Raw genomic sequence first — 26,751 nt, 5'->3', positions numbered from 1 at the left:
CCAGAAACAGCTGCGCAGCTCGTTACCATCGACCGATGGATCCGGTCCGCAACCCGTACGCCCCCGGCGCGGGGCAGCGCCCGCCCGAACTCGCCGGCCGAGAGAAGCAACTCGCGGCGTTCGACGTCGTTCTCGAGCGCATCTCCCGCGGCCGGCCCGAACGCAGCGTCGTGCTCACCGGTCTGCGCGGTGTCGGGAAAACCGTTCTGCTCAATCACCTGCGCTCCGCTGCCATAGCCAAGAGCTGGGGTACGGGCAAGATCGAGGCGCGCCCGGACCAGGGTTTGCGACGCCCGCTGTCGTCTGCCCTGCACATGGCGGTGCGTGAGATCGCGGCCGCACATCCGGATCCCGAATCCGTCGACCACTTCCTCGGTGTACTCAAATCTTTCGCTTTGCGCGCCACAGCGGACAAAGGGATGCGCGAACGCTGGCAGCCCGGAATCGACGCACCGGCGGTGAAAGGTCGCGCCGATTCCGGTGACATCGAGATCGACCTGGTCGAACTGCTCGTGGACGCCGCCGGCCTCGCTCGGGACGTCGGGGTGGGAATCGCCTTGTTCATCGACGAGATGCAAGACCTCGGTCCGGACGACGTGTCGGCGATCTGCGGTGCGTGCCACGAATTGAGTCAGGACACCGCTCCGCTGATCGTCGTGGGAGCCGGACTGCCGCACCTGCCGGCCGTGTTGTCCGCGTCCAAGTCGTACTCCGAACGATTGTTCACCTACCACCGGATCGGCCGCCTCGACCGGGATGCCGCCGATCACGCACTCATTGCGCCCGCCCAGCGAGAAGACGTCGAATTCACCAGGGACGCACTGGATCTGTTGTACGAAACGGCAGACGGTTATCCGTATTTCGTCCAGGCATACGGGAAAGCCACCTGGGATCTGGCCGCGGACAGCCCGATCACCGCAGCGGACGTACGGGTCGCGGCCCCCACCGCGGAAGAAGAACTGGCCGTAGGGTTTTTCGGTTCGCGGTACGAGCGGGCCACTCCGGCCGAGCGTGAATACATGCGAGCCATGGCGGACCTGTCGGGCGACGACGGACCCATCGCAACGTCCAAGATCGCCGCCGAACTCGGCCGCAAGCCGGCCTCACTGTCTCCCGCGCGCGACGGATTGATCAAGAAAGGCCTGATCTATTCCGCCGAAAGAGGTTTCATCGGTTTCACGGTGCCGCACTTCGGACGGTATCTCCGCAGTCAAACCGACTGAGCCGGACCCGGACCGCGACACCTCCTCGGGCTATTCGTCCACCCACTCGACAGTCGCCTCGAGGGTGGCGCGATCGGTGCGGCAGGTATTGGCCGGGTGTGCTTCGTCGGCGTACCCGAACGACACCGCGCACACGATGTCGCGGTCGTCGCCGATGCCCAATTCGCGATGCAATGCTGTCGATGCCATCGGCACCGCGGCTTGCGGTACCGCAGCAATCCCGAGCGACTCCGCCGCGAGAAGCAGGTTCGACACGTAACCACCGCAATCGACGGCGCCGTACACACCGAGCGCCTTGTCGGTGCTGACGACGGCGACGTGTGGCGCCCCGAAGAACAGGAAGTTCTCGAGCATCTGCTCGCCGCGTCGCGCGTAATCGTCGCGCGCGATCCCCAGCGCGTTGTAGAGCGCATACCCGGCGTTGCGCCGGCGCTCGGCGTACTCCCCGCGATACTCGGCGGGACCCGGGATGTCCGGATCCATGGCTCCCGACGCGGCCTGCGTGTACACCGCGTCCCGCAACCGATCGGTCGCGGTGCCGCTGGTGAGGTGGACGCGCCAGGGTTGCGAGTTGCACCACGATGCCGTCCGCTGAGCCATCCCGAGCATCCGCTCGATGTCGTCGCGCGGGACCTGCTTGGACAGAAAGGCGCGGCAGCTGTAGCGGGAGTCGAGAAGGTTCGACAACACGTCGGCAGAACTCGTCATTCGATCACCTTCGCATACCGGCCGGGCCGCGGTACCCGACGGTATCTTCCGCCTCGCGCGGATCGGCCTCTCGTGGATCAGCGAGCAGCGACCGGGACCGCCACCTCGTTGCGACGCCGAAACGGAACCGTCCAGGGCGGGTCGTAGAACCATGCCACCGGTGGGCCGGTAGCGAGCCACTCCGTCGCCTCCAGCGTTCTCAGCAACTCGGCGGTGCGCTCCGCCACCGCGGCGCGGCTGCGGTCGCCGCTGAACTGCAGCACCGCCATCGTCTCGTCGTGGATCTCGACGAGTTCCACGGACCGGTCCTCGGGGTCGGGCAGGTCCTCCATGGCCCACTTCGCCGGCATGAAGAACCGGATGACCGACGAGTCGTCCGAGGCTCCGGCCTGGGATACGGGCGCGGTCATCGCGATCGTCGACTTGCCTCTGTTCGAGCCGAAGATGTAGCCGGCCAGACGCCGGAATCCCACGTCGCGGGCACGTTCCTCGTCGCCGTGCACCGTGGTCTCGGCAGCGATACGACGGCCGTACCTGCGGACTTCGAGCCCGTGAGTCGTCGCCTGGACTTCGTACCGCGGTTCCTCGGTGCCGGTGCGGATCCCGACCGCCGAGCCGACGCCCTTCGCCGCGCCGGTCACCATGTTCACCACTCGCATATCGGTCTCCCGTCGGAGTGTTCCGCCTCAGACCTCCACGGTAGGCGCGGTGGTCATCCCGGTGGGCCGTTCATCTCGACGAGAAACTTGCGGCGCCCGGTCGTCTCGGCGGGTGTACCGCTTTCTAGTGCAATTCCGAGACTGCCGGATAATCGCCGATCAGACGACATCCTCCTCGTCGCCGGGTGTGACCCGGCGCAGACCGCGATACGCGTCCGCGGGGCTGCGGTGTCCTCCGACCACGGCCGCCACCTCTGCCGCGATGGGCATCTGGATTCCGGCCTCGCGAGCCAACTCCATGACGGTGGGCGCCGTCTTCACTCCCTCGGCGACCTGCCCGAGTTCGGCCACAGCCTCGTCGACACTGAGTCCGCGCGCCAGCGCTTCGCCGAGCCTCCGGTTGCGGGAGGCCGGACTGGTACACGTGGCGATCAGATCCCCCATGCCGGTGAGGCCGGCGAACGTCCGGGCGTTGGCGCCCATCGCTTCCCCGAGGCGCGTCATCTCGGCGAGACCGCGCGACAGGACCATCGCGCGCGTGTTGTCACCGACGCGCAGTCCCTCCGCCATGCCCGCGGCGATGGCGACGATGTTCTTGAGGATTCCGCCGAGTTCGCAGCCGAGGACGTCGGTGTTGCGATAGACCCGGAACAGCGTGGATGCGAACAGGGGCTGGAGAGCCGTGCCGACGGAGTCGTCCTGCATCGCCACGACCGAGGCGGCAGCCTTGCCGTCCGCAATTTCGCTCGCGATGTTGGGGCCGGAAAGCAGCCCGACGGGATGGCCGGGGAGGCACGCGCTGATCACCTGCGTGGGCCGCAACCGCGTCCCGGGTTCGAGCCCCTTCGCAAGGGAAACGATCGGTACCCACGCTCGGAGTTCGTGGACGAGCGGCTCGAGTGTGGAGCGCACAGCGTACGACGGCACCCCGACGACGAGCACGTCCGCTTCGTGGGCGGCCTCGTCGATGTCCGCGGTGGCACGCAGGGTGTCCGGAAGCTTCCGGTCGCCCAGGTAGCGGCGGTTGCGGTGATCGACGTTGATCTCGTCGGCGGTTTCCTTGTTTCGAGACCACAAGAGCGTCGGCGTGTTCTTCGCGGCGAGACCGGCGACGGTCGTGCCCCACGAACCCGAGCCGAGAACGACTACGCGAACCGGACGTGCCATCGGTGAATTCCTCTCGTCCAGATACGGGCGTACCGGTCAGACTGTCATGCCGTGGCGCCTCCCGGTTGTTGTTCCCGGACGCAGACGAGACGAACCACCTCGACGCGATTTTTCCGGCCGTGGTCCCGACGGTGCGAGGCGTGGCAGGATATCCCCGTGACCGGGAAACCCGACACAGCACAGCGTCTGCGCGACCTCGCGCTGTTGCGGCGGGTTCGTGATCGGATTGACCGCGAATACGCACAGCCTCTGGACGTCGAGGCCTTGGCCCGCGGGGTGAATATCTCGGCCGGGCACCTCAGCAGGCAATTCCGGATCGCCTACGGTGAATCGCCGTACTCGTATCTCATGACGCGTCGTATCGAGCGCGCGATGGCTCTGCTCCGTCGTGGCGATCGCACCGTCACCGAGGTCTGTTTCGAGGTGGGCTTTTCTTCTCTGGGGACCTTCAGTACGCGCTTCACCGAATTGGTCGGTGTCCCTCCGAGCACATACCGGCGGGAGGCGGCACTCGCGACGGACGGCATGCCGTCGTGCGTGGCCAAACAGGTCACACGACCGATCAGAAATCGAGAAGCATCGGTGGCCGCATCCGACTTACGGTGATCGTCATGGACATCAACATTCATCACACCTTCCTTCCCCACTCGGACCCGGACGCTTCGCTGGCGTTCTATCGCGACACTCTCGGCTTCGAGGTTCGTAACGACGTCGGCTACGGCGGGATGCGGTGGATCACGGTCGGCTCCGCCGACGGCACCGGTCCCTCCGTCGTCCTGTACCCGCCCACCGCCGACCCCGGAATCACCGAAGACGAGGGCCGCACCATCGCCGAGATGATGGCGAAAGGAACCTTCGCCTCGATCATCTTGTCCACCGCAGATCTCGACGGGACCTTCGCGCGTCTGCAGGACGGCGACACGGAGATCGTGCAAGAGCCGATGGACCAGCCGTACGGGGTTCGTGACTGTGCCCTCCGCGACCCCGCCGGCAACATGGTTCGCATCCAGGAATCGAGCTGACACGCCGGCAATCCCGGTGGCAAGGTCGTCGAACCCGAACTCCGCGCAGCGTACGGCAGTAAGGATGCGGACTTGATTCGCTGATACGGCGAGTGGTTCCGTCACGCGGGGGGCCAGCGGCCGGTGATCATCTCGGTCATCTCGTTCACCCAGGTGTCGTCGAGGGCGGCGTCCCGGCGGATCAAGATACGGAAAATCGCGGTCCCCGCGACCACCTCCACGAGCATGGGTAATTGGTCGTCGTCGCGACGCTCCGAACCGAAGCGAGACTCGAATGCGGTCAGATTCCCGGCCAATCGCGCGATCATCATGTTGTGCAATTCCGTGTCGGCAACGGTGTCGGCGATCAGACCCGGCAATGCCGATCGCACCTCGGGGCGGTCGAAGATGACCCGGATCGTCTCGACCAGAACCCTGATTTCGTTGCGGATATCTCCCGAATCGTCCGGCATGGTAATCGTTTCGGCAGAAAGCACTGCCTCGTGGACAAGTTGCGCCTTGCCCGACCATCGCCGGTAGATGGCAGCGGTGGTGGTCCCGGCGCGCGCGGCGATCGCCGACAACGACAACGCGGAATAGCCCGTCTCGAGAATCAATTCGCGGGTGGCGGCAATGATCGAGGCATCAATCCTGCTGTCGCGCGGCCGTCCCGGCGACGGCTGCGCAGACCTCTTGCCATCCTTTGGGCTTTCTGCTGTCATGACTGCATCATATTTCCAATACGATCTGCATCGTATTTGAGGGAGTGCCTGTGAACTTGAGCCCGCTCGACGAGTTTCCGATCCATCAGGCACCTGCGCCGTTGACGTGGCCGACCATGTCCGATCGAAACTTCTACGACCGGTCGTATTTCAACGTGCTCGATCGGGAGGGCCGCTTCATGGCGCTCACCGGAGTCGGCTACTACCCGCGCCTCGGCGTGAAAGACGCCTACTTCGTCGTCCGTCTCGGCGATATGCAGACCGCGCTTCACCTCAGTGACGCCATCGACGACGACCGCCTTCACCAGAACGTCAACGGGTACTGTCTCGAAGTCGTCGAGCCACTGCAGCAGCTGCACCTGACACTGGCACAGACCGAGGGTATTTCCGCAGACCTCACCTGGCGCGGGCTGTTTCCTGCTGCGCTGGAGAAGCCGCACGAGATGCTCACCGAGCGGCGAGTGACCTTGCAGGCGTGTCGCTTCGCCCAGGTCGGGTCCTGGGAGGGGTGGATCGACGTCGACGGCGAACGGCTCGAAGTCGGTCATGACACCAGCGTGGCGAGCCGTGACCGATCGTGGGGGATCAGACCTGTCGGTGAGGCCGAGCCAGCCGGTCGGCCAGACGCTTCGTTCGCCGGAATGTGGTGGCTCTACCTACCTCTGGCCTTCGACGACTATCAACTCTTCTTGATCCTGCAAGAGGATTCCGACGGCCACCGCAGCCTCTACGACTGCACGCGCCGCTGGCGGGACGGGCGCGTCGAACAACTCGACGGAGTGCGCGCCACCATCGACTACCGGACCGGAACCAGGATTCCCCGGGGCGCCCACGTCGAGTTCATGAACCGTGCAGGGGACCGAATTCAGCTGGATGTCGAATCGAAGTTGTTCGCGCCTATTGCTTTCGGGTCGGGGTACGGGGGCGACTCCTCGTGGGCACACGGCAGCTGGAAGGGCGGCCCCTTCGCCGAACGCGTCAGCTTCGACCTCACGGACCCGGAGGTGATGGCCCGAGCGCCCTTCAGTCTCATCGACCACGTCGGCAAAGCTGTGTGCACCGAAGCCGACGGGACGGTCCGCGAAGGTGCGGGCTTGTTCGAGCACGGTGTGATCGGTCCGCACCACCCGTCGGGCTTCTCCGACTGGACAGACGTCGCGGATCGGGCGCCGCTTCAGTGAAGATCATGACAGCCCTGTTCGGGCCCACCGATGCGGTCGAGCGCGCGCAAGTGCTCCAGGAAGCCGGTGCATCCGGTGTATTCACCTTCGAGGGACCGTTCGACGTGTTCACACCTCTCGTGTTGGCGTCGTCGGTCAAGGGTCTCGACCTGATGTCGAACGTCGCGATCGCATTCCCCCGCAATCCGATTCAACTTGCCCACCAGGCAAACGATTTGCAACTGCTCAGCGAGGGGCGCTTCATCCTGGGTCTGGGCACACAGGTGCGGGCGCAGATCGAGAAGCGCTACGGCACACAGTTCGATCATCCGGTCGCGCGAATGAAGGAATTGGTGGGGGCGTTGCGCGCGATCTTCGCGACGTGGAACGAGGGGGAGCCACTGGACTTCCGCGGTGAGTTCTACCGCCATACCTTGATGACACCGACCTTCGTGCCCGGACCGAACCCGTTCGGTCCGCCGCCGATCTATCTCGGCGCGCTCGGGCCTCGGCTGACCAAAGCCACCGCAGAAGTGGCCGACGGTCTGTTGGTGATGCCTTTCGGATCGAAGCGGTTCCTGCACGAGACGACGCTGCCGGCCGTTCGCGACGGGCTGGCGGCTGCCGGCCGCAGCGAGGACGACTTCGAAGTGGTGCCCGAGGTCATCGTGTCGGTGGGTACCGGACGGGACGACGACCATGCCTCGACCCGGATGCTGCTGGCGTTCTACGGCTCCACCCCGGCCTACCGGCCGGTGCTCGACGCCCACGGCTGGGGTGATCTGCAACCCGAACTCAACGCAATGTCCAAGCAGGGCCGCTGGCGGGAGATGGCCTCGTTGATCGACGACGACATACTGCACACCATCGCCGCGTGCGGAACCCCGAAAGAGGTCGCCGCGCACATCCGTGATCGCGTCGACGGTGTGTCGGACCGGATTTGCCTGTATCAACCGGGTCCTATCGAGGTCGAGGCGCTCGCCGAAATCGTCGACGCATTGGGGGGATCACCATGCCCCTGAACGCAATCGAATTCGACGAGGTCACCGATGACCGCTACGGCGGCAAAGCGGCCGGACTCGCGCAGTTGCGCCGCCTCGGACTTCCGGTACCGGTGGGATTCGTCATTGCTGATGCTACCGAGTGGGTCAGCACCGATGATGCGGGGGAATGTTTCTCGCGCATGGCCGCAGTCGGTGCTGTACCAGTGGCTGTCAGGTCCTCGGCAGTCGGGGAAGACGGCGACGACCAGTCGTTCGCCGGACAATACGACACCGTGCTCGGCGTGAACTCCGTCGATGACTTCGCCGCGGCCGTGCAGAGGTGCGCCGCCTCCGTGCGTTCGCGACGCGCCGCGGCCTACAGCGGGCAACCCACGGCCACCATGCATCTGGTGGTGCAGCAGATGGTGGACGCGCGCGCCGCCGGGGTTGTGTTCACCGCCGATCCGGCGACCGGCCGGCGCGACCTCACGGTGATCGACGCCGTCGCCGGTCTCGGTGAAGCGCTCGTCGACGGTACGGCGTCCTCAGACCACATCGTCCTGGATTCGGACGGTAACCCGGCCGTCCGCGATGTCGGTGAGGTGCCGGTCCTGTCGCCGGACGAGGTCGCCGATATCAGGTCCGGCGCCCTGCGTGCTGCGCAACATTGGGGCAGGCCGATGGATCTCGAGTGGGCGATCGACCGATCCGGCACATTGTGGTGGCTGCAGGCTCGACCGATCACCACCCTGCCCGGCGATTTGGCAGAGATGGATTCGCCTCTCGCGGGCGCAGACCACGTATACACGCGTTGCAACATCGGCGAGATGATGCCGGGTGCATTCTGCCCGTTGACCGCATCGGTCTCCGGCTTTGCCATCGACTACGCGATGCAGATGACGCAGGTGGTGGCGCGGGCACAGCAGAGTTACGAGAAGCCGTGGCTCCAGGTGGGCTACTTCCATGGCCACATGTTTCTGAACCTGACCGAGGGGACAGCTCTGAGCTCCGGACTCCTGGGTAATTCGTTGGAGCAGTTCTCCACCTCGATCTGCGGGCGGGTGGTTGACGAGCTGAAGCCGAAACCCCCGAAACCTTTTGTGCACAGGTTGATCAACACGGTCCGGCTCACCACGTATGCGTTGTCCGCCGGCCCCGCGATTCGGCGCCTCGAAGACCAGATCGCCGCGTTTCAGATCCCGACCAGCGACGACCCACGACGCGTGATGGGCCAGTTGGAATCCGGCGTGCAGCAGTATTGCGACATCACGCTGACACATGTGCGGTCGTCATCGCGCGCGGCGGTTGCGGCCAACATTCTCGAAAGTGTTCTGATGAGAAAAGCGGTGAAGAACGGACGAAGCGAGGACGAGGGTCGTGCCGAGGCAACCCGGCTCATGGCCGGAGCCTCCGATGTCGAGAGTGCGATGATGCTCGTGGAGCTCGACTCGGTGGTACGCGCCATAGCCGCCACCGAGGGGGTCGCCGAGCAGTTCTCGGCAGCAGAGCCGGACGCCGCGGTCAACGAGCTGCAGTCCACACGAAGCGCCGCAGGCACAGCGTTGCGACAGTTCTTGACCCGTCACGGTCACCGCGGATACCGCGAGTTGTGCATGCGTGACCCCTCCTGGGCCGAGGATCCTGAAGGCCTGGGCGCGATGATGCAGGTGATGGTCCGTTCGGCGCTCGATCCGACTCGTCGTGAATCGGGAAGCACCCACGTCGAAGCACCAAGATCCTTCCCCATCAGGTTTCTTGCCCGGTTGGCACAGGGCGGCGCACGCGGGCGCGAGGAGACGAAATCGAAGATGGCGCTCATGGCGCATGCGCTCAAATTGGGCTACCGCCACCTCGGTGAGGTGCTGGCCGAGACCGGGCGACTGCCCGACTCGGATCTGGTGTTCTTTTTCGACCGTGCCGAATTGACACGCGTCGTCGGTTCGGACGACATCACCGGTCTCGTGCAGAACGCGCTGAAGCGTCGGGAAGCGCTGGCGTTCCAGAACTCTCTCGAGTTCGACGATGTGTCTGTCGGACGACCGACCCCGCTGATCGCCCGGCCTGCGCCAGGTGTCACCGGTGATGAGATCATCGGCCGACCCGCAAGTCGCGGCACCGTGGAAGGTGTTGTGCGGGTCGCACAATCGATGGGCGATGCGCGCGAGCTGCAGCGGGGAGAGATCCTCGTGACGCCGGTGACCGACGTCGGGTGGACGCCGTACTTCACCGTCATCGCGGCGCTGGTCACCGACATCGGCAGCTCGGTGTCCCACGGCGCTGTGGTGGCCCGCGAATACGGCTTGCCCTGCGTCGTGAACACCTTGGTGGCCACCCGATCGCTCGAGACCGGCGACCGTGTACGCGTGGATGGAGACCGAGGTGTGGTCACCCGTCTCGACCAGTCGTGAATCGGACGCTGAGCGATCACTCACGACCGAGCCCGAGTCACCGGCAACACGAAAGTTGTTGCACCGGGCGGTCATAGGTAAGCATGGCGGCAGCGACCTGGTCTGCCGCTGTGTGCGGCAGGGCGGACCCATGTCGTCGAGGACGAGCAGTCGCGCGGGTTCCCCCGGGTGCACCACACTTTTGCTATACATACGTTAGGCCCTGGTCGAGGACGGATGGAGACCCATGAGCTCTGCCACGCGAAAAAAGCCCGGTTCGTCCCGGACCCACCCCGCCGACAGCCACGACTGGATCCGCGTACACGGCGCACGCGAGAACAATCTTCGGGACATCAGTCTCGAGATCCCGAAACGGCGGTTGACCGTGTTCACGGGTGTCTCGGGCTCCGGAAAGAGTTCGCTGGTGTTCGCCACGATCGCCGCGGAATCGCAGCGGATGATCAACGAGACCTACAGCGCCTTTGTACAGGGCTTCATGCCGACCCTGGCGCGACCCGACGTCGACGTGCTCGAGGGCCTGACCACGGCGATCATCGTCGATCAGGAGCGGATGGGTTCCAACCCTCGTTCCACCGTCGGCACCGCGACCGATGCGAACGCCATGCTGCGCATCCTGTTCAGCCGGCTCGGGAAGCCCCATATCGGCTCGCAGCAGGCGTTCTCCTTCAACGTCGCCTCCATCAGCGGAGCCGGCTCGGTCACCGTGGAGAAGTCCGGAAGAACGGTGAAGGAACGCCGGAGTTTCACCGTCACCGGCGGCATGTGCCCGCGCTGCGAAGGCATGGGCACGGTGTCCGACTTCGACCTGACCGCCCTGTACGACGACAGCAAGTCGCTCGAAGAGGGTGCGCTCACCATCCCGGGTTACACCATGGACGGCTGGTACGGGCGCATATACCGCGGGTGCGGATTCTTCGATCCGAGCAAACCGATCGCGAAGTTCACGAAGAAGCAACTGAACGATCTGCTCTACAAGGAACCCACTCGGATCAAGATCGACGGCATCAACGTGACGTTCGAGGGGCTGATCCCGAAGATCCAGAAGTCGTTCCTGTCCAAGGACCGAGAAGCGATGCAGCCGCATATCCGGGCGTTCGTCGACCGCGCGATCACGTTCCAGACGTGCCCCGAATGCCACGGCACGCGGCTCAACGAAGGAGCCCGATCGTCGAAGATCGACGGCATCAGCATTGCCGACGCCTGTGCGATGCAGATCAGCGATCTCGCCGAGTGGGTTCGCGGGCTCGACGAACCGTCGGTGGCCCCGCTCCTGAAGTCGCTGGGCGACACCCTCGATTCCTTCGTCGGGATCGGCCTGGGATACCTCGCCCTCGACCGCCCCGCGGGCACGCTGTCCGGTGGTGAGGCTCAGCGCACCAAGCTGATTCGTCACCTCGGGTCGTCGCTCACCGATGTCACCTACGTCTTCGACGAACCGACGATCGGCTTGCACCCGCACGACATCGCACGGATGAACGACCTGCTGCTGCAACTGCGCGACAAGGGCAACACCGTACTGGTCGTCGAGCACAAACCGGAGGCGATCGCGATCGCCGACCACGTCGTCGATCTCGGCCCCCGCGCCGGCACAGAAGGCGGCAAGATCGTGTTCGAGGGCACCGTGGAGGAGTTGCGCACGAGCGGCACCCTCACAGGCAAGCACTTCGACGACCGCGCGTCGCTGAAACCGTCCGTCCGTACCTCGACGGGCGCCCTCGAGGTGCGCGGCGCCGACACCCACAACCTCCGCGACGTCGACGTCGACATACCCCTCGGAGTGCTCGTCGTGGTGACCGGCGTTGCCGGATCGGGGAAGAGTTCACTGATCAGCGGGTCGGTCGCTCACCGCGACGGGGTGGTCTCGATCGATCAGGGCGCGATCAAGGGTTCGCGCCGGAGCAACCCGGCGACCTACACCGGACTGCTCGAACCGATCCGTAAGGCGTTCGCCAAGGCGAACGGCGTCAAACCGGGCTTGTTCAGTGCCAATTCCGAAGGGGCATGCCCCAACTGCAACGGTGCCGGAGTCGTGTACTCGGACCTGGCGATGATGGCCGGAGTAGCGGCCCCCTGCGAGGTGTGCGACGGCAAGCGGTTCATGGCGGAGGTGCTCGAGTACAAGTTCGGCGGCAAGGACATCGACGAGGTGCTCACGATGTCGGTCGCGCAGGCCGAGGAGTTCTTCGGTGGTGGCGCGAACGGCTCGTCGCTCCCGGCAGCGCACAAGATTCTCAGGCGTCTCGCGGACGTCGGTCTCGGCTACATCAAGATCGGTCAGCCGCTCACCACACTGTCCGGCGGCGAACGCCAGCGACTCAAGCTCGCGACCCACATGGGCGAAAAGGGCGACGTCTACATCCTGGACGAGCCCACGTCGGGCCTGCACCTCGCCGATGTCGAGAACTTGCTGGGCCTGCTCGACAGGCTCGTGGACTCCGGAAAATCGGTCGTGGTCATCGAGCACCACCAGGCGGTGATGGCCCATGCCGACTGGATCATCGATCTCGGTCCCGGTGCAGGCCACGACGGCGGCCGCATCGTCTTCGAGGGCACACCACGCGAACTCGTCGACGACCGCTCGACGCTCACCGGCAAGCACCTTGCGGAGTACGTCGGTGCGTGAGACCGGCTGCGGCCGTGCGGTTCACTCCTCCTGCCGGAACCGGACTGCGAGTTCGCTGCGTGGGCGGATGCCGAAGTTCGGGTAGACGCGAGTGAGGTGGTCTGCGGGGTCATTGCATCTGCCGCCACGACGACGACAGGACATACTCGGACCATGACTCTCCCGCTGCGCGATGTCTACGCCGAACCCACGCTCGCCGACGTGATCCCGTCGGTACTCGCGTCCGCGGGGGTTCCCGGTGAACGCAACCGCCTCGGCCTCACGGACAGCGCGCACACGGTCGTCCTGCTGGTCGACGGTATGGGATGGGAACTGCTGCGGCGCAACAGGAACACGGCGCCGTATCTCACCGACCTTCCCGGTCGGCCGATCCGTGCCGGATTCCCCACCACGACCGCGGCGAGCATCGCGTCGCTCGGCACCGGATTGCCGTCCGGGCGCCACGGCATCACCGGATACCAGTCGTACGTCGAGGAAGCCGAGACCGCGGTCAACTGGCTGAGCTGGACGGCGGCGGGGACCTCCCTCGATCAACGCGACACGCTCGTGCCCGAACAGGTCCAGCCCCATCCCACGGCCTTCGAACGCGGAGACGCTGCGGGGCTGGCCGTGACGACCGTCGTTCCCAGGGCGTTCGACGGCAGCGGGCTGACCCGGGCAGTCCTGCGTGGTGGCAGATTCGTCGGGGTGTCCGCCTACGGTGACCTGCTGGCGGAGGTCGTCGCGGCCGCACGCGCCGGTGAGCGGAACCTCGTGTACTGCTATCTCTCGGAAGTGGACACGCTCGGACACGTCTACGGGCCCGACTCCCAGGCGTGGCTGGCGCAACTGACCGTCGTGGACCGCTTCGTGGAACAACTCGCCGGCGCTTTGCCGGACGGAACCCGATTGCTCGTCACGGCGGACCACGGCATGGTCGATTCCTCTCGCGGCCGCCGCGTCGATTTCGACCGTCATCGCGGTCTCGAGGAGGACGTCGACGTCGTCGCCGGTGAGCCGCGGTGCCGGCACATTCACACGGGGCGCGTAGACCGGGTCCTCGAACGGTGGGCGAACGAACTCGGCGACGACTTCTGGGTCGGCACCCGCGACGAAGTACTGTCGGCGGGACTGTTCGGGCCCGACCCGGACCCTTCCGTCACCGGCCGCATCGGGGACATCGTCGTGATCGGCCGCGACGAGGCGACCGTGATCCGTTCCCACGGCGAGCGGATGCTCTCAGCGCTGCCCGGCCAGCACGGCGCACTCACCGCTGACGAACTTCTCGTACCTCTTCTCCAGGTCCGGTAACGCCGCCGCACTCGGGCGGTGTGCCATTTACTGTGTTCTCATGCGCACTTCCGCTCCGGTCACGTGGCACGAACGCACGAGCAGGATCGCATTGATCGTCCTGTGGGTTGCCCGACTTCTGTTCAAGCCCGTGCTCACCCTCTGGCCCAGCAACGATTTCGGGATCGCTGTGCTCGGGCGGCTGTCCTGGCTCGTCGACAAGGTCACTCCGACACCGAGAAATGTCCATGTCACGGAGACCGAGCTGGGCGGTGTCCCGGCGGAGCAGATTATGTCGCCGAAACCCGTGGACGATCCGCTCGAGGACGCCACTATCCTGTACTTCCACGGCGGCGGATTCATCTTCTGCGGACCGTCCACCCACCGGCAACTGTGCGTGCAACTAGCGCTCGAATCGGGTGCACCGGTGTATTCGATGGACTACCGACAGGTTCCGGTCGTGCCTGTTGCGGGATCGGTGCAGGACGCGATGAGCGCGTACGAGGCACTGCTCGGCATCGCGGACGACCCGACGCGCATCATCGTGGGAGGAGACTCCGCCGGTGGGTACCTGGCTGCGAAGGTGGCCGAGATCGCGGCACGTCGCGGACTTCAGCGGCCGGCGGCGGTCATCGGGTATTCGCCACTGCTGAATCTCGATCTCGGCGATCACGACCGGGCCTACATGGCCAGGGATGCGTATCTGCCGATCAAGGCGCTCGACAAACTACGCCCTCGGTGGATCGGGGAGGACGCGATCGAGGGAGAAATGAACCCGGTCGACGCCGACCCCGCACTGTTTCCGCCGATGTTTCTCTGTGCGGCCGAATACGAACTCACCCGCCCCGACGTCGAGATCATGACGCACCGCCTCGCCGAGGCGGGTCGCGTGGTCGAAACCCACCTGTGGCGCGGGCAGGTCCATGCGTGGCCGGTTCTTGCGCGCGCCTTGCCCGAAGCCCTGGAACTCATCACGCTCAGCATTGCGTTCGCACGCCGCGCCGTCGTGGCGCTGGACGACGGTCGCGCCGCCTGAACGCAGGCTAGTGCTTCGTCGTCTTCAGGAGACGTGGCTGCAACCATTCGACGAGATCGCCGAGCACACGGTCGTTCTCGGGTTCGTTGAACACCTCGTGGAACAACCCGTCGTACAACTTCGACGTCAGGTCCTCCGATCCGGCATGGTCCACAACCACGCGTGCCCCCGCGGGGTCGGCCAATGTGTCGGCGGAGCCGTGAAGCACGAGCAGCGGCAACGTCAGGCCGGGCAGACGCTCCGCGACACTCTCCTCGTTGAGCACGAGGACCCGCGCGAGGCCGGCGGGCACCAAACCGTGATGCACGAGAGGATCCGCGTCGTATGCGGCGACCACCGCGGGATCGCGCGACACCGCTGCGCTGTCGAGTTTCTGCACCGGTACAGCAGGGAGAATCCGACCGATCAGCTTTCCGAGTTCCACAACGAGCTTCGGCGTGCCGGACGTGACCACGAGCGCCGGTCCGGACAGCACCAGTCCGGTGAGCCGGTCCTGGTGATCGAGTGCGTACGCGAGTGCGATCGCGCCGCCCATGGAATGGCCGAGGAGGAACGTCGGCAGGCCGGGATGGGCCGCGGTCGCGATGTCGAACAGTGCGTCGAGGTCGTCGGTGAAGTCGTTCATGGTGCGCGCGTGCAGTCGCTTGCCGCCGGATCGGCCGTGTCCCCGATGGTCCGGTGCGTACACCACGATGCCGAGTTCGGTGAGCCGTTCGGCGACGTGGTCGTAGCGACGGGCATGCTCACCGAGGCCGTGCGCCAGGACGAGCAGCGCGGTGGGTTCACCGTCCGGCGACCACACGTCGTACACGATTCGAGTGCCGTTTCCGCCGGTGAACGAGGACTCGCGGTGCTGCATGGGGTCTCCTGCCGGATGGTCGACGTGGGGGCCATCGCATCCTTGCACGTGTGTGGCTCGCGTCTCGGGACTCGCCACGGATGAAACGGAGTTACCGGTCGGGAATCAATCCGATTGACGCCCTGTTGTGCATCGGTACCCTGGATGTCGTGATCCAGGCACTCCTCTTCCACTGACGCCCGCCGGCCCGCCCCTTCCCTCGCCCGCGCGACGGGAATCGGAGAAGCGGGCCGTTGCCTGTGTCCCTCGGCCGCTGACCCGGCCGTTCGTCGGAAACCGAGCGACTCCACCCCACCACAGTGGGGACGAGGTGCCCGGTATGCGGAGGAAAACATGACCACCACAATCACACTGCCTCGCCGTTCGCGCGCGCAACTCGGAGCACTCGACGTCCACATCGCCCGCGGCGGCCACCCCGTCCTGCAAGGCGTCGACCTCGCTGTCTCACCCGGCTCCCGGATCGGCGTGGTCGGTGAGAACGGACAGGGAAAGTCCACGCTGCTGCATATTCTCGCGGGCAGCCTCGAACCCGATTCCGGATCCGTTCGACGATTCGGGTCGCTCGGCGTCGCAGAGCAGGAGATGACCGTCAGCGGCGGTCGTACGGTCGGCGACCTGATCGACACCGAACTCGCCGCGGCCCGTGCAGCCCTGCGCGCGCTGGACGACAGTGCCGTCGGGCTGTCCGAGGGCAGGTCGGCTGCCGCGGAGACCTACGCGAACGCGCTCGAGGCAGCCGAGCAACTCGAGGCCTGGGACGCCGATCGCCGCGTCGATGCGGCCCTCGAGGCACTCGGTGCTGTGACCGATCGGTCCCGGCTCCTGTCCGAGATGTCCGTGGGGCAGCGCTACCGCGTGCGGCTCGCAGCCCTGCTCGGCGCGGAACACGACTTCCTTCTGCTGGACGAGCCCACCAACCACCTCGACGCCGACGGTCTCGACTACCTCACCGAGCGACTGCAACAGACCCGCAGCGGTCTCGTCCTCGTCAGCCACGACCGGGCCTTGCTGTCCGATGTCGCGACTTCGATCCTCGACCTGAACCCGAGCCGGGACGGGCGCCCCCGCCTCTACGGCGGTGGCTACGCTGGTTATCGCGAGGGACGAAAGGCCGAATACGCGCGATGGGTCGAGGAATACAACCGGCAGGAGGCCGAGCGTGCCCGGCTCACCGGCGAGCTCGAGCACGCCCGGGACAGGCTGATCGACGGCTGGCGACCGGACAAGGGAACGGGAAAACACCAGCGCGCGACCCGCGCTCCCGGCCTGGTTCGATCCGTCCACCGCCGGCAGGACGCGCTCGACGAGCAGGAGATCACGACGCCTGTCCCTCCGCTGCGGTTCACGATGCCCTCACTCGGCGCCGAACTCGACTTGCTCGAGCCCGACGCGCCGCTGATCAGGGCGGAGAAGATCGCGGTCGCGGGCCGGCTCGACCGGCCGGTCTCGCTCGCGGTGCTTGCCGGGTCGCGGCTGATGGTGACGGGACCGAACGGTGCCGGGAAGTCGACACTTCTCGCCGTGCTCGCACAGACGATCGAGCCGACGTCGGGAACGCTGGTCGTGGACCCGGTGGTGAGGGTCGGGCGACTCGCGCAGGAGTCGGCACCGCCGTCCGGGAAGCGGGTACGCGAGGTGTACGACACCCACATCGGACTCCTCACCGCCCACGGTGTGGTGCCCGAGGACCGCACCGTGCCCCTGGAGGATCTCGGTCTGCTCGACGAGCGGGATCTCGACAAGCGGGTGCGGGATTTGTCGATGGGCCAGCAGCGTCGGCTCGACCTGGCGATGATGCTCGCGACCCGGCCCCACGTTCTGCTGCTCGACGAGCCGACGAACCATCTGTCGATCACCCTCGTGGACGAGATGACCGAGGCCCTGGAGGTCACCGACGCCGCTGTGGTGCTCGCGACCCATGACCGCCAGCTTCGCCGGGACGTTGCGGGGTGGAAGCATCTGAACCTCACGGTGAACCGGGCGGACCGCGAGGTCGCGTGACCGGCGTCAGCTCCCGGCACCGCGTGCGGCGGCCGGAGGGGTGGTCGTCGTGGGCACGATCGAGTGGGCCAGCGCCTGAACGAGAAATTCGAGTTCCGGTGTCGGTGTCGCCCCGCTTCGCAGGACACCGCACACCGGCACGCGCAGCCGGTGGTCGGTCTCGCGCATGAACTTCAGGCCCTTGTGCGGTGTCTCGGCGGCGGTGCCGGCGTAGAGGACCGTCCAGGCCCGTGGGTTGGTGATGACCTCGAGGGTGGCGGTGTGGTCGCTGGCGATCGGGGGACCGAGCCGGACGCGGCGACCGACCTCGACGAACGCGTCCTCGATCACGCGGTGCAGCAGAACCTGGTTGTTCCGGGGTGGCAGCAGCAACGGATAGTGCGCGAGTTCTCCGATGTCCACGGTGGAGAAGGCGGACAACGGGTGTCTCGTCGAGGTGACGATGACGAGATCTTCGATCCCGAGGCGAATCGCCTCGAGGCCGGGCCGGTCCACGTCGCCGCGGATCAGGGCGAGGTCGGCTTCGCCGGACGCGACAGCGTTGACCCGATCGGTGAAGTCCTTGATGACGAACTCGACGTCGAGGTTGGGGTGGCGCTCGCGTACGCGGGAGATGGCGTCGAGACTCTGCGACGCGAAACTCATGTTCGCCGTGATCCGGATACTTCCCCGCGGCTCGTGCCCGACTTCGAGCGCGCGGGCCTCGAGGCTCAGCACCTCGGCGGCGATGGGCATCAGCCGTACCCCCGCCGGGGTGAGCTTGACCGAGCGCGTCGAGCGCTCGAACAGCTTCGCGCCCACCTCCTGCTCGAGTTTCGCGATCTGGTGACTGATCGCCGACTGGGAGATGAAGCATCGTTCGGCTGCCCTCGAGAAGCTCGTCTCTTCTCCCACGGCGAGGAAGTACCGCAGTTGCCGGAAGTCCATCACGCCCCTACTTATGAGCAGAACAGATAACAGTTCCCCGAATATCCCAGGTTACTGGATACAGGAGGGGTCGGAAACCTAGGTTGGACTAATACATGAACTCGAGTGGAGGTATCGCTGGCGTGGGTGGGACAGGAAAGGAAGAGGCGAACATCATCGACCGGACAGAGGTTGTCATCGTCGGTTCCGGCTTCGGAGCACTGGCGACGGCGAAGAAACTCGCGAAGGCCGGCAAGCCGTTCGTCCTCATCTCGGAGACCACCGAGCACCTGTTCCAGCCTCTGCTCTACCAGGTGGCGACGGGTGTCATCTCGCCCGGCGAGATCGCACCGTCCGTCCGCGCGATCCTCGCGAAGTACCCGCAGGCCGATGTGCGGCTGGGCAGGGTCGTCGACGTGGATCCGGATGCCGGCACCGTCACCTATGAAGCCGGCGGCACTCGGCACACCCTCGGGTACGACCACCTCGTCGCCGCGACCGGTGCCCGCCAGGCGTACTTCGGCCGCGATGAGTTCGCCGACCTGACGTACGCGCTCAAGACCGTCGACGATGCCGAGCGGCTGCGCCGCCAGATCGTCCGCTGCTTCGAGGAAGCGCACACGACCTCCGATCCGGAACATCGGAAGAATCTGCTCAGCTTCATCGTCGTCGGGGCAGGGCCCACCGGCGTCGAGCTCGCCGGCCAGATCAAGGAACTCGCACAGCGCTACTTCGCGGATGCGATCCACAACATCACCGCGGACGACGTCACCGTCACGCTCGTCGAAGGTGCAGACAAGGTGCTCCCGCCGTTCGGCGGCAAGCTGAGCGAGTACTCGAAGGAATCGCTCGAAAAAGCCGGCGTCGAGGTTGTGCTCAACACCCTCGTGACCGACATCGACGAGCACGGCGCGACCCTGTCCACGCCGACCACCGAGGCATCGCGTCGTCTCACCGCCGAGACGATCATCTGGTCCGCCGGCATCCAGGCCAACGACTTCGCCGCAGTGCTCGCCGAGCGCACGCGCTGCGAGACGGTCCGCGGAGGACGGCTCGTGGTCGACGCGGACTTCACGGTGGGCAGCGCCGACAACATCTACGCCATCGGCGACATGGTCACGCTCGACAACCTGCCGGCGCAGTCGCCGTTCGCCATGCAGGGCGGCCGGCACGTCGCCAAGATGATCCTGGGCAAGATCCCGGCCGGCACGCCCTTCAAGTACAAGGACAAGGGCAGCATGGCGATCATCAACCGCTTCCGCGCCATCACGCGGGTCGGGAAGGTCGAACTCACCGGCTTCATCGCGTGGGTGCTGTGGCTGGCCGTGCACCTCGTGTACCTCGTGGGCTTCCGTAATCGCTACATCGCGGTCATGTCGTGGTGCGGGTCCTTCCTGGGCCACCGCCGCCCGCACTTCTACTACGCGCAGGAACCCACGCCGGTCGCTGCTCCTCCGGAGCCGGTGTCCGCGTCGGCGGACGAGGCGGGCACAGAACCCGTGCGCGTGTCCGCGTAGGGACTCGCTCTTCAGGACCCCGGCCGTCGTCACGGCCGGGGTCCTGACTACTTGTGAACCGGGACACATGTGGGCGCGGCGGGATTGAGTTCGCGCACGCACAGCTCTAGAGTCACGTCGAATTGCGCAAAACGGGCGTCGGGGCTCGTTGGGGGGACATGTCGGAGCGCACAGATGCCGGGCGGAACCTGATGAATTCTTCCGAAGTGGCCGTGGCCGAACCTCTTCGACCACTGTCCTTCTCCGCACGCCGGAGCAGCCCGTGAATGCCGGCCCGGCCCCGACGACGACGCCTCGCATCGGTTGCGACGTGGTGACGGTCGCCGACGTCGCCCGGAGCATCGACCTCTTCGGCGATCGGTACCTGCGACGGGTCTTCACACCGCACGAACTCACGGTGTGCACCGGGGCAGGCCGCGTTCAGCGACTTGCCGCACGGTTCGCGGCGAAAGAAGCCGTGATGAAAGTGCTCCGCCCGCGCGACGACGCGATTCCGTGGCGCTCCATCGAAATACGCCGTGCGCCGTGGGGCGGATGTGCCGTGCACCTGGACGGTAACGCTGCCGCGCGCGCGTCGGATGAACAGTTGACCGATTTCCAGGTCTCGCTCTCCCACGAGCCCGACTACGCCTTCGCAACCGTGGCCGCGACCCGCACAGCAGTGACAGAAAGAGAACAGGCATGACTGAACAGGCAATCCGCAAGGTGCTCGGAGAGCACGCCAAGCTGTCGGTCGACGCCACAGAACTCGATCTCACTGCGGATCTCTACGAACTGGGACTGACCTCGCACGCGAGCGTCAACGTGATGCTCGCTCTCGAAGACGCATTCGACATCGAGTTTCCCGACGAACTCCTGCGTAAGAGCACCTTTGCGAGCGTCGGTTCCATCCGCTCCGCCCTGACCGAACTGGGTGTCGGGTGAGCGTCGTCGACGCTGCGTTCGGCAGTGCGCCCACACAGTTGTCGTTGCGAGAGCGAGCCGAGATCGTCGGCCGCGACATCGCTGCGGTGTGGGCGGACGAAGTCGATCGCGAAGCCCGGTTCCCTCGTGAGGCCGTCGACGCGCTGCGCGCCCACAAACTGCTCACGTGTGCCGTTCCGGCGGCGCAGGGCGGCGAGGACGCATCGCTGAGCGACCTGTGCGAGATCGCGCGCATCCTGGGCCGTTACTGCGCTTCCACCGCGATGATCTTCGCGATGCACCAGACGCAGATCCTCTCGCTCGTGCGGCATTCGACGCCGGGTGTGGCCGCGTTCGTCGCCGACGCCGCACAGCACGACTACCTCATCGCGTCGGCGACGACCGAACTCGGCACGGGCGGCGACGTGCGCAGTAGCCTCTGCGCAGTCGAGCGCGTCGACGATTCCGTGTCCGTCGTCAAGAACGCCCCGGTCATCTCGTACGGCGAGTACGCCGACGCGGTCCTGGTGACGGCACGCCGTACCACCGACAGCCCGCCGAGCGACCAGGTTCTCGTCGTGTGCCCCCGTGACGGCGTGACTCTCGAGCCGACCGGACCGTGGAACACCCTGGGGTTGCGTGGCACCTGCAGTCCCGGATTCGTCTTGTCCGCAAAGACTTCCGCGGATCTGATCGTGGGTGCGGCGTACTCCGAGATCTCGTCACGGACCATGCTGCCCGTGTCTCACAGTGTGTGGTCGGCCGTGTGGCTGGGAATCGCCGATGCCGCCATGGAGAAATCCCGCGCGCACGTGCGGTCGGCGGCCCGCAAGCAGCCCGGCGTCACTCCGCCCGGTGCGCTGCGTCTCGCGGAGGCGGCCGCCGCTCACCAGCAGTTCGCCGATCTCGTCTTCTCGGCCGCGGGACGTTTCGACCGGACCACGGCTGCGGAAGCAGGTTCGGTGGAGGCCGAATCGCTGACGGGGATGGGGTTCTCGCTGGCGATGAACAATCTCAAGGTCAGTGCCTCCACCGCCGTCGTCGACCTCGTGAACCGGTCGATGCTGATCTGCGGAATCGCGGGCTACCGGGAAGACGGCCCCTATTCGCTCGGCAGGCTCCTGCGGGACGCGCACGGTGCCGCGGTGATGGTCAACAACGACCGCATCATGAACAACTCTGCCCAGATGTCGATCGCATACCGAGGGACGATATGACCAGCACGGCCGTCGGGGACCGCACGGAACTCGAACGGGCACGGCTGGACTTCCAGCAGCAGTTGCTCGCCGCGGGACTGCTCGTCGACACCGCGGTTCCCGGGCTCTACGGCCGCTCCGGCGAATTCGAAGACATCGTCGACGGAATCGACCGGGTCGTGGTCGCGGCCGGCCCGGGCGCGGCGGCGACTCGCCTGCGCTTCCCTCCGGTCTTCCCGCGCACCAGTTTCGAGCGAACCGACTACATCGCCTCGTTCCCGCATCTGACCGGTGCCGTGACGACGTTCGCCGGGACCAACGCCGAACACGCCGAGTTGCTCGCCGCTCGCGCGCGCGGCGAAGCGTGGGATGCCTGGCTCGAACCGGCCGACACCGTCCTGGTCTCGGCGGCATGCCACCCCGCCTACGCGAAGTACAGCGGAACCCTGCGTGAGGGCGGCGAACTGCTCGATGTGTACGGCTACTGTTTCCGGCACGAACCGGCAATCGATCCGGCACGCATGCAGGCGTTCCGCATGCACGAATTCGTGCGTCTGGGCACCGCCGACGACGCCGCGCAGCACCGCGACACCTGGATCGGGCGCGGACTCGAGGTACTGGACTCGCTCGGCCTCGACGCCACCGCGGTGCCGGCCAACGACCCGTTCTTCGGCCGGGCCGGACGCATGCTCGCGGCGAATCAGCGCCACGAGAACCTCAAAACCGAGTTGACGGTGCGGCTCTACGGAGACCTCGACGACGGCACCGCCGTGGTGTCGTGCAACTGCCACCGCGATCACTTCGGGGACACCTTCGGCATCGTCACGCCGGACGGCGAAGTCGCACACAGTGCGTGCGTAGGTTTCGGAATGGAGCGCATCGCGCTGGCGATGCTGCGCACGCACGGCCTTGCCGTCGGCAACTGGCCGGACTCGGTGCGCAACAGGATGTTTCCGTGACCCGACGGCTCATCGACGTCCAGGTCGAGGACTACGTTCCGCATGCGATCCACGGCGCAGACCGGGTGTGGACCGAAACCAACTGCTACGTCGACCTCTGGGTCGAAGTGCTGCACTCGCTCGGACTCGACCCCGTACCGGCCGCGGCGTGTGCCTTCTCCGCGCGCTTCGACGGCAGCCAGTGGACGTTTCTGAAGTTCAAGCCCGAGGACCTGTTCTCCCTGTACGGCATCGAGGTCGCGGAGATGAACGTGTCGCGCCGGCCTATCGAACATCTCGAAGCGAACGCGGATGCAGGTCTGCTGTCGACTGTCGAGGTCGACGCCTTCTGGCTGCCCGACACGGACGGAACCGGTTACCGCCGAGAGCATTCGAAGACGACCATCGTGCCGAACCTCATCGACCGTGAAGCGGAAGTTCTCGAGTACTTCCACAACAGCGGCTACCATCGGCTCGCCGCAGACGACTTCCGCGGTGTGTTCGGACTCGACGATCCGATTTCCACCTGGCCGCCCTACATCGAGCAGGTGCGGCTCGGTGTCTCGCTTCCGGAATGCGACGCCTTCGACGCTGTCGTGCGCCGCCACCTCCGCCATCGGTCCGTTGCCAACCCGGTGCGCGCGCTCGCCGAGCGCGTCCTCGACGACGTCGACCAGTTGAGCTCGGGCGGGATGGAACTGTTCCACCGGTGGACCTTCGGTGTGCTGCGTCAGTGCGGGGCGAGCGCCGAACTCGCAGCCGACATATGTGAATACATGGAGGACCACGGCTATCCGGGCACAGCAACCGCCGCGCCGGGATTCCGGTCGGTCTCCGAGGGAGCGAAGAGCGTGCAGTTCCGCATGGCCCGTGCCGCCCGCGGACGGACTGTCGATCCCGCCGAACAACTCGGCCTGATGGCGGATGCCTGGGATGCCTCGATCACGACGGCCGCGCGCGCTGCCGGATCTCGCTAGGAACAGCACTCGAGCATGGATCTCCTTGCCCAAGCTCAGTGGGTATGCACCGCTGTGGAGCCAGGTTCCGTCGGCCACCCCGACGAACTCGACGCGCTCGACCAGTGGCTACCGGTATCCGTCCCGGGCACCGCGGCGGGAGCCATCCGCGACGCGAACGGGGTGGACGCGGCACGACAGGCGCAGACCGACGCGAGCGACTGGTGGTTCGTCACCGACGTGCCCGCGCGCGGACGCGGGCCGTGGCGCCTGTCCTTCGACGGCCTCGCCACCCAGGCAGAGATCTGGGTGGGATCGCAGCGTGTCGCGGTATCGGAATCGATGTTCGTCCCGCTCGTCGTGGTCCTCGACGAACTGCCTCGCTCGGCTCGAATCGCCCTCCGCTTCCCGTCTCTCGCCGCGGCACTGAAGACACGGCGGCCCCGTGGCCGGTGGCGCTCGTCGTTGATCTCCGCCCAGGGTCTTCGCTGGTTCCGCACGACACTCCTCGGCCGCGCACCCGTATTCGGTGGGGTGCCCGCTCCGGTCGGGCCCTGGCGGCCGGTCCGACTCCTCGACGGCACCGACCCCGTGACAATCTCCCGTCGCGTCCACACGCATCTGGACGGGAGCGACGGCGTGGTGGAGATCGAAGTCGTGCTCGCCGGACCCGCGGTGACATCGGCCCTCGTCACGGTGGATGAGCAGGAAGCCCGCGCGGAAATCGTCTCCCGACAGGACGGTTCGCAACTCGTTCGTGCTCGCGCCGTGGTACCGAAGGCACGCTTGTGGTGGCCGCATACCCACGGGCAACCGGCCGGGTACAGCGTCGACCTGCACCTCGACGGAAAGGCCCTTCACCTCGGTTCGGCTGGCTTCCGCTCCGTCACGGCAGACTACGACGACAACCGATTCGCGCTGCAGGTCAACGGGATCGACGTGTTCTGTCGCGGCATCGTGTGGACACCCTCCGATCCGATCGGGCTGAACACACCGCGGGAGGCACGGCGAGTGCTCGAGCGGTGCGTCGATGCCGGCATCAACATGATCCGGATCCCCGGGACCACTGTGTACGAACGCGACGACTTCTATTCGGACTGTGCAGAACTGGGAATCATGGTGTGGCAGGACGTCATGCTGGCCACGACCGACCCGCCCGACGACGTAGGGTTCCGCACGTTGCTCGAGGAAGAGTTGCGGTCGTTCGCGCTGAGGCACTCGGGCAACCCCGCACTCGTCGTGCTGTGCGGTGGGAGCGAAACGGAGCAGCAGCCGGCCATGCTCGGAGTGCAGCGCCCGGTCATCCCCGCCATCGACGACGTGCTTCCGGCGATCGCGGACGCGGTCGCTCCGGGAGTCGTCTGGGTGTCGTCGTCACCCTCCGCGCCTCCGGGCTCGGACGCACTGCCGATCGATGTGAGTTCCGGTGTGGCGCATTACTTCGGGGTCGGAGGTTATCGTCGGCCACTCTCCGATGTGCGTGCGGCAGGCGTGCGGTTCGCCGCCGAATGTCTCGCCTTCTCGATTCCTCCCGGAAACGACGCTGTCGAGGCGGCATTCGGCAGTGTGGCCGTCGCGGGTCACCACCCGGCGTGGAAGGCCGCAGTTCCGCGCGACAACGGGGCGTCGTGGGACTTCGAGGATGTGCGGGATCACTACGTGCGCAGTGTATTCGGCACCGATCCCGCAGCCGAGCGTTGGTCCGACCCCGAACGCTACCTCGATCTCGGCCGTGCCGCCGTATGCGAAGCCTTCACCGAAGTCCTCCAGCACTGGCGTCGGCCGGACTCCGGTTGCCGGGGTGCTCTGGTGCTGGCGGCCCGGGATCTGGAACCGGGTGCCGGATGGGGTGTTCTCGACCATGCGGGTGTCCCGAAAGCTCCATGGTTCGTCCTACGCCGCGTGTTCGCGCCTGTCGCAGCGCTTCTCGTCGACGACGGGCTGGACGGGTTACGGATCCTGGTGTTCAACGACACCGACCGTCCGCTCGATGCCACCCTGCACCTCCGTTCCCACACCGCCGCAGGTGTCGTCTCGACCGACATCACAGTGCCGCTGACGCTCGCTGCCCACGACGCGCGCACTCTGTCGTGGAACGTAGTCACCGGAGGTTTCGCGGACGTGAACCACGCATATCGTTTCGGGACAAAAGCATTCGATGCTGCTTCCGTCCGGTTGGTCGACACGTCCGGCGTCGTGCTCGCCGAGAATGTCCATCTCATCGGGGGCGCCGCCCGTCCCGTCGAGCGCAGCATCGGCCTGAGGGCGACCGCGCACCGATCCGCGAACGGGTGGTCGGTCACGGTGGACACCGACGGCGCTGCTCAATACGTGCGGCTGAACGTGGCCGGGTTCGACGCAACCGATTCGTGGTTTCATCTGCCCCCCGGTGGTTCTCGCACGGTTCCCCTGCGACCGGCCGGTCTCGCGGATCGGCCGACAGGCCGAGTGGCAGCACTCAATTCGGCGGTGACCGCTCCCATACGCGCAGGTGACGGCAGGTAGGTGCTCGTCCG

23 protein-coding genes are annotated in these 26,751 nt (G+C 66.2%); 17 read left to right on the top strand and 6 right to left on the bottom strand.

The features are described from left to right. The first annotated feature begins 35 nt into the window (after positions 1–35). Entirely contained in the window at positions 36–1,223 is a 1,188-nt protein-coding gene (locus tag ACFWBU_RS12965; protein WP_169622925.1) for an AAA family ATPase, read from the top strand. 30 nt (positions 1,224–1,253) lie between these two features. On the opposite strand, the gene ACFWBU_RS12960 is transcribed toward ACFWBU_RS12965, so the two are convergent. From ACFWBU_RS12960 to ACFWBU_RS12950, 3 genes are all read right to left on the bottom strand, one after another. After that, positions 1,254–1,931, bottom strand: coding sequence for a nitroreductase (locus tag ACFWBU_RS12960; protein WP_169622926.1), 678 nt, complete (start codon positions 1,929–1,931; stop codon positions 1,254–1,256). Positions 1,932–2,008: 77 nt separating this feature from the next. Continuing rightward, positions 2,009–2,590: a heme-binding protein gene (locus ACFWBU_RS12955; RefSeq protein WP_169652853.1), complete on the bottom strand. Its 582-nt coding sequence runs from the start codon at positions 2,588–2,590 to the stop codon at positions 2,009–2,011. 159 nt (positions 2,591–2,749) lie between these two features. Continuing rightward, positions 2,750–3,757 carry an NAD(P)H-dependent glycerol-3-phosphate dehydrogenase gene (locus ACFWBU_RS12950; RefSeq protein ID WP_169622928.1) on the bottom strand — a complete coding sequence of 336 codons (1,008 nt, stop codon included), beginning with the start codon at positions 3,755–3,757 and terminating at the stop codon, positions 2,750–2,752. 156 nt (positions 3,758–3,913) lie between these two features. On the opposite strand from ACFWBU_RS12950, the gene ACFWBU_RS12945 reads away from it, so the two are divergent. After that, positions 3,914–4,363 carry a helix-turn-helix transcriptional regulator gene (locus tag ACFWBU_RS12945; protein ID WP_169622929.1) on the top strand — a complete coding sequence of 150 codons (450 nt, stop codon included), beginning with the start codon at positions 3,914–3,916 and terminating at the stop codon, positions 4,361–4,363. 5 nt (positions 4,364–4,368) lie between these two features. After that, the gene (locus ACFWBU_RS12940) at positions 4,369–4,779 is read left to right on the top strand and encodes a VOC family protein (RefSeq protein ID WP_206038849.1); all 411 of its coding nucleotides are present in this window, start codon (positions 4,369–4,371) and stop codon (positions 4,777–4,779) included. Positions 4,780–4,880: 101 nt separating this feature from the next. Here ACFWBU_RS12940 and ACFWBU_RS12935 read toward each other — a convergent pair whose 3' ends face one another. Beyond that, entirely contained in the window at positions 4,881–5,480 is a 600-nt protein-coding gene (locus ACFWBU_RS12935; RefSeq protein ID WP_169652855.1) for a TetR-like C-terminal domain-containing protein, read from the bottom strand. A 44-nt stretch (positions 5,481–5,524) separates the two neighbouring features. Here ACFWBU_RS12935 and ACFWBU_RS12930 point away from each other — a divergent pair, with 44 nt between their 5' ends. From ACFWBU_RS12930 to ACFWBU_RS12905, 6 genes are all read left to right on the top strand, one after another. Then, on the top strand, positions 5,525–6,661 hold the full coding sequence (locus ACFWBU_RS12930; RefSeq protein WP_378528442.1) for a hypothetical protein: 1,137 nt from the start codon (positions 5,525–5,527) through the stop codon (positions 6,659–6,661). Next, complete coding sequence (locus tag ACFWBU_RS12925) at positions 6,658–7,662, top strand: TIGR03617 family F420-dependent LLM class oxidoreductase (RefSeq protein ID WP_169622933.1); 1,005 nt, start codon at positions 6,658–6,660, stop codon at positions 7,660–7,662. The genes ACFWBU_RS12930 and ACFWBU_RS12925 overlap by 4 nt, the downstream gene beginning before the upstream one ends. After that, positions 7,653–10,031 carry a PEP/pyruvate-binding domain-containing protein gene (locus ACFWBU_RS12920; protein WP_358473794.1) on the top strand — a complete coding sequence of 793 codons (2,379 nt, stop codon included), beginning with the start codon at positions 7,653–7,655 and terminating at the stop codon, positions 10,029–10,031. The genes ACFWBU_RS12925 and ACFWBU_RS12920 overlap by 10 nt, the downstream gene beginning before the upstream one ends. Positions 10,032–10,257: 226 nt before the next feature. Continuing rightward, the gene (locus ACFWBU_RS12915; RefSeq protein ID WP_169622935.1) at positions 10,258–12,654 is read left to right on the top strand and encodes an excinuclease ABC subunit UvrA; all 2,397 of its coding nucleotides are present in this window, start codon (positions 10,258–10,260) and stop codon (positions 12,652–12,654) included. Between the two features lie 153 nt (positions 12,655–12,807). Further along, complete coding sequence (locus ACFWBU_RS12910; protein ID WP_169652859.1) at positions 12,808–13,944, top strand: alkaline phosphatase family protein; 1,137 nt, start codon at positions 12,808–12,810, stop codon at positions 13,942–13,944. A gap of 40 nt (positions 13,945–13,984) precedes the next feature. Further along, positions 13,985–14,959 carry an alpha/beta hydrolase gene (locus tag ACFWBU_RS12905; protein WP_169652860.1) on the top strand — a complete coding sequence of 325 codons (975 nt, stop codon included), beginning with the start codon at positions 13,985–13,987 and terminating at the stop codon, positions 14,957–14,959. A gap of 7 nt (positions 14,960–14,966) precedes the next feature. Here ACFWBU_RS12905 and ACFWBU_RS12900 read toward each other — a convergent pair whose 3' ends face one another. Beyond that, a complete protein-coding gene (locus ACFWBU_RS12900) occupies positions 14,967–15,818 on the bottom strand; it encodes an alpha/beta hydrolase (RefSeq protein WP_169622938.1) in 852 nt (283 codons plus the stop codon). A 333-nt stretch (positions 15,819–16,151) separates the two neighbouring features. Between ACFWBU_RS12900 and ACFWBU_RS12895 the strand changes: the two genes are divergently transcribed. Beyond that, entirely contained in the window at positions 16,152–17,819 is a 1,668-nt protein-coding gene (locus ACFWBU_RS12895) for an ABC-F family ATP-binding cassette domain-containing protein (protein ID WP_169622939.1), read from the top strand. A gap of 6 nt (positions 17,820–17,825) precedes the next feature. Here the strand turns inward: ACFWBU_RS12895 and ACFWBU_RS12890 are convergent, their stop codons facing one another. Beyond that, positions 17,826–18,746 carry a LysR family transcriptional regulator gene (locus tag ACFWBU_RS12890; protein WP_169622940.1) on the bottom strand — a complete coding sequence of 307 codons (921 nt, stop codon included), beginning with the start codon at positions 18,744–18,746 and terminating at the stop codon, positions 17,826–17,828. A 155-nt stretch (positions 18,747–18,901) separates the two neighbouring features. On the opposite strand from ACFWBU_RS12890, the gene ACFWBU_RS12885 reads away from it, so the two are divergent. From ACFWBU_RS12885 to ACFWBU_RS12855, 7 genes are all read left to right on the top strand, one after another. After that, positions 18,902–20,242, top strand: coding sequence for an NAD(P)/FAD-dependent oxidoreductase (locus ACFWBU_RS12885; protein ID WP_169622964.1), 1,341 nt, complete (start codon positions 18,902–18,904; stop codon positions 20,240–20,242). A gap of 262 nt (positions 20,243–20,504) precedes the next feature. Then, complete coding sequence (locus ACFWBU_RS12880; RefSeq protein ID WP_378528441.1) at positions 20,505–20,927, top strand: holo-ACP synthase; 423 nt, start codon at positions 20,505–20,507, stop codon at positions 20,925–20,927. Continuing rightward, positions 20,924–21,166: an acyl carrier protein gene (locus ACFWBU_RS12875; protein ID WP_169622941.1), complete on the top strand. Its 243-nt coding sequence runs from the start codon at positions 20,924–20,926 to the stop codon at positions 21,164–21,166. The genes ACFWBU_RS12880 and ACFWBU_RS12875 overlap by 4 nt, the downstream gene beginning before the upstream one ends. Beyond that, positions 21,163–22,362, top strand: a complete 1,200-nt coding sequence (locus ACFWBU_RS12870) for an acyl-CoA dehydrogenase family protein (RefSeq protein WP_378528440.1) — start codon at positions 21,163–21,165, stop codon at positions 22,360–22,362. The genes ACFWBU_RS12875 and ACFWBU_RS12870 overlap by 4 nt, the downstream gene beginning before the upstream one ends. After that, entirely contained in the window at positions 22,359–23,300 is a 942-nt protein-coding gene (locus tag ACFWBU_RS12865) for an amino acid--[acyl-carrier-protein] ligase (RefSeq protein WP_169622943.1), read from the top strand. Before ACFWBU_RS12870 ends, ACFWBU_RS12865 begins: the two co-directional genes overlap by 4 nt. Continuing rightward, positions 23,297–24,256, top strand: coding sequence for a DUF1839 family protein (locus ACFWBU_RS12860; protein WP_169622944.1), 960 nt, complete (start codon positions 23,297–23,299; stop codon positions 24,254–24,256). The genes ACFWBU_RS12865 and ACFWBU_RS12860 overlap by 4 nt, the downstream gene beginning before the upstream one ends. Positions 24,257–24,310: 54 nt before the next feature. Continuing rightward, on the top strand, positions 24,311–26,740 hold the full coding sequence (locus ACFWBU_RS12855) for a glycosyl hydrolase (protein WP_378528438.1): 2,430 nt from the start codon (positions 24,311–24,313) through the stop codon (positions 26,738–26,740). Positions 26,741–26,751: the final 11 nt, after the last annotated feature.

It is taken from the genome of Rhodococcus sp. NPDC060084 (assembly GCF_042730335.1).
Lineage (GTDB): Bacteria > Actinomycetota > Actinomycetes > Mycobacteriales > Mycobacteriaceae > Rhodococcus.
The sequence above is the reverse complement of the archived record's forward strand: the minus strand, read 5'-3'. Positions and strand labels throughout refer to the sequence as shown.

What these genes read in the sequence shown, in the direction of transcription:
- ACFWBU_RS12890 (WP_169622940.1), bottom strand. Translation starts at nt 18,746, where the DNA reads ATGGACTTCCGGCAACTGCGGTACTTCCTCGCCGTGGGAGAAGAGACG.
- ACFWBU_RS12950 (WP_169622928.1), bottom strand. Translation starts at nt 3,757, where the DNA reads ATGGCACGTCCGGTTCGCGTAGTCGTTCTCGGCTCGGGTTCGTGGGGC.
- ACFWBU_RS12920 (WP_358473794.1), top strand. Translation starts at nt 7,653, where the DNA reads ATGCCCCTGAACGCAATCGAATTCGACGAGGTCACCGATGACCGCTAC.
- ACFWBU_RS12935 (WP_169652855.1), bottom strand. Translation starts at nt 5,480, where the DNA reads ATGACAGCAGAAAGCCCAAAGGATGGCAAGAGGTCTGCGCAGCCGTCG.
- ACFWBU_RS12960 (WP_169622926.1), bottom strand. Translation starts at nt 1,931, where the DNA reads ATGACGAGTTCTGCCGACGTGTTGTCGAACCTTCTCGACTCCCGCTAC.
- ACFWBU_RS12875 (WP_169622941.1), top strand. Translation starts at nt 20,924, where the DNA reads ATGACTGAACAGGCAATCCGCAAGGTGCTCGGAGAGCACGCCAAGCTG.
- ACFWBU_RS12915 (WP_169622935.1), top strand. Translation starts at nt 10,258, where the DNA reads ATGAGCTCTGCCACGCGAAAAAAGCCCGGTTCGTCCCGGACCCACCCC.
- ACFWBU_RS12900 (WP_169622938.1), bottom strand. Translation starts at nt 15,818, where the DNA reads ATGCAGCACCGCGAGTCCTCGTTCACCGGCGGAAACGGCACTCGAATC.
- ACFWBU_RS12910 (WP_169652859.1), top strand. Translation starts at nt 12,808, where the DNA reads ATGACTCTCCCGCTGCGCGATGTCTACGCCGAACCCACGCTCGCCGAC.
- ACFWBU_RS12965 (WP_169622925.1), top strand. Translation starts at nt 36, where the DNA reads ATGGATCCGGTCCGCAACCCGTACGCCCCCGGCGCGGGGCAGCGCCCG.
- ACFWBU_RS12940 (WP_206038849.1), top strand. Translation starts at nt 4,369, where the DNA reads ATGGACATCAACATTCATCACACCTTCCTTCCCCACTCGGACCCGGAC.
- ACFWBU_RS12895 (WP_169622939.1), top strand. Translation starts at nt 16,152, where the DNA reads ATGACCACCACAATCACACTGCCTCGCCGTTCGCGCGCGCAACTCGGA.
- ACFWBU_RS12955 (WP_169652853.1), bottom strand. Translation starts at nt 2,590, where the DNA reads ATGCGAGTGGTGAACATGGTGACCGGCGCGGCGAAGGGCGTCGGCTCG.
- ACFWBU_RS12905 (WP_169652860.1), top strand. Translation starts at nt 13,985, where the DNA reads ATGCGCACTTCCGCTCCGGTCACGTGGCACGAACGCACGAGCAGGATC.
- ACFWBU_RS12865 (WP_169622943.1), top strand. Translation starts at nt 22,359, where the DNA reads ATGACCAGCACGGCCGTCGGGGACCGCACGGAACTCGAACGGGCACGG.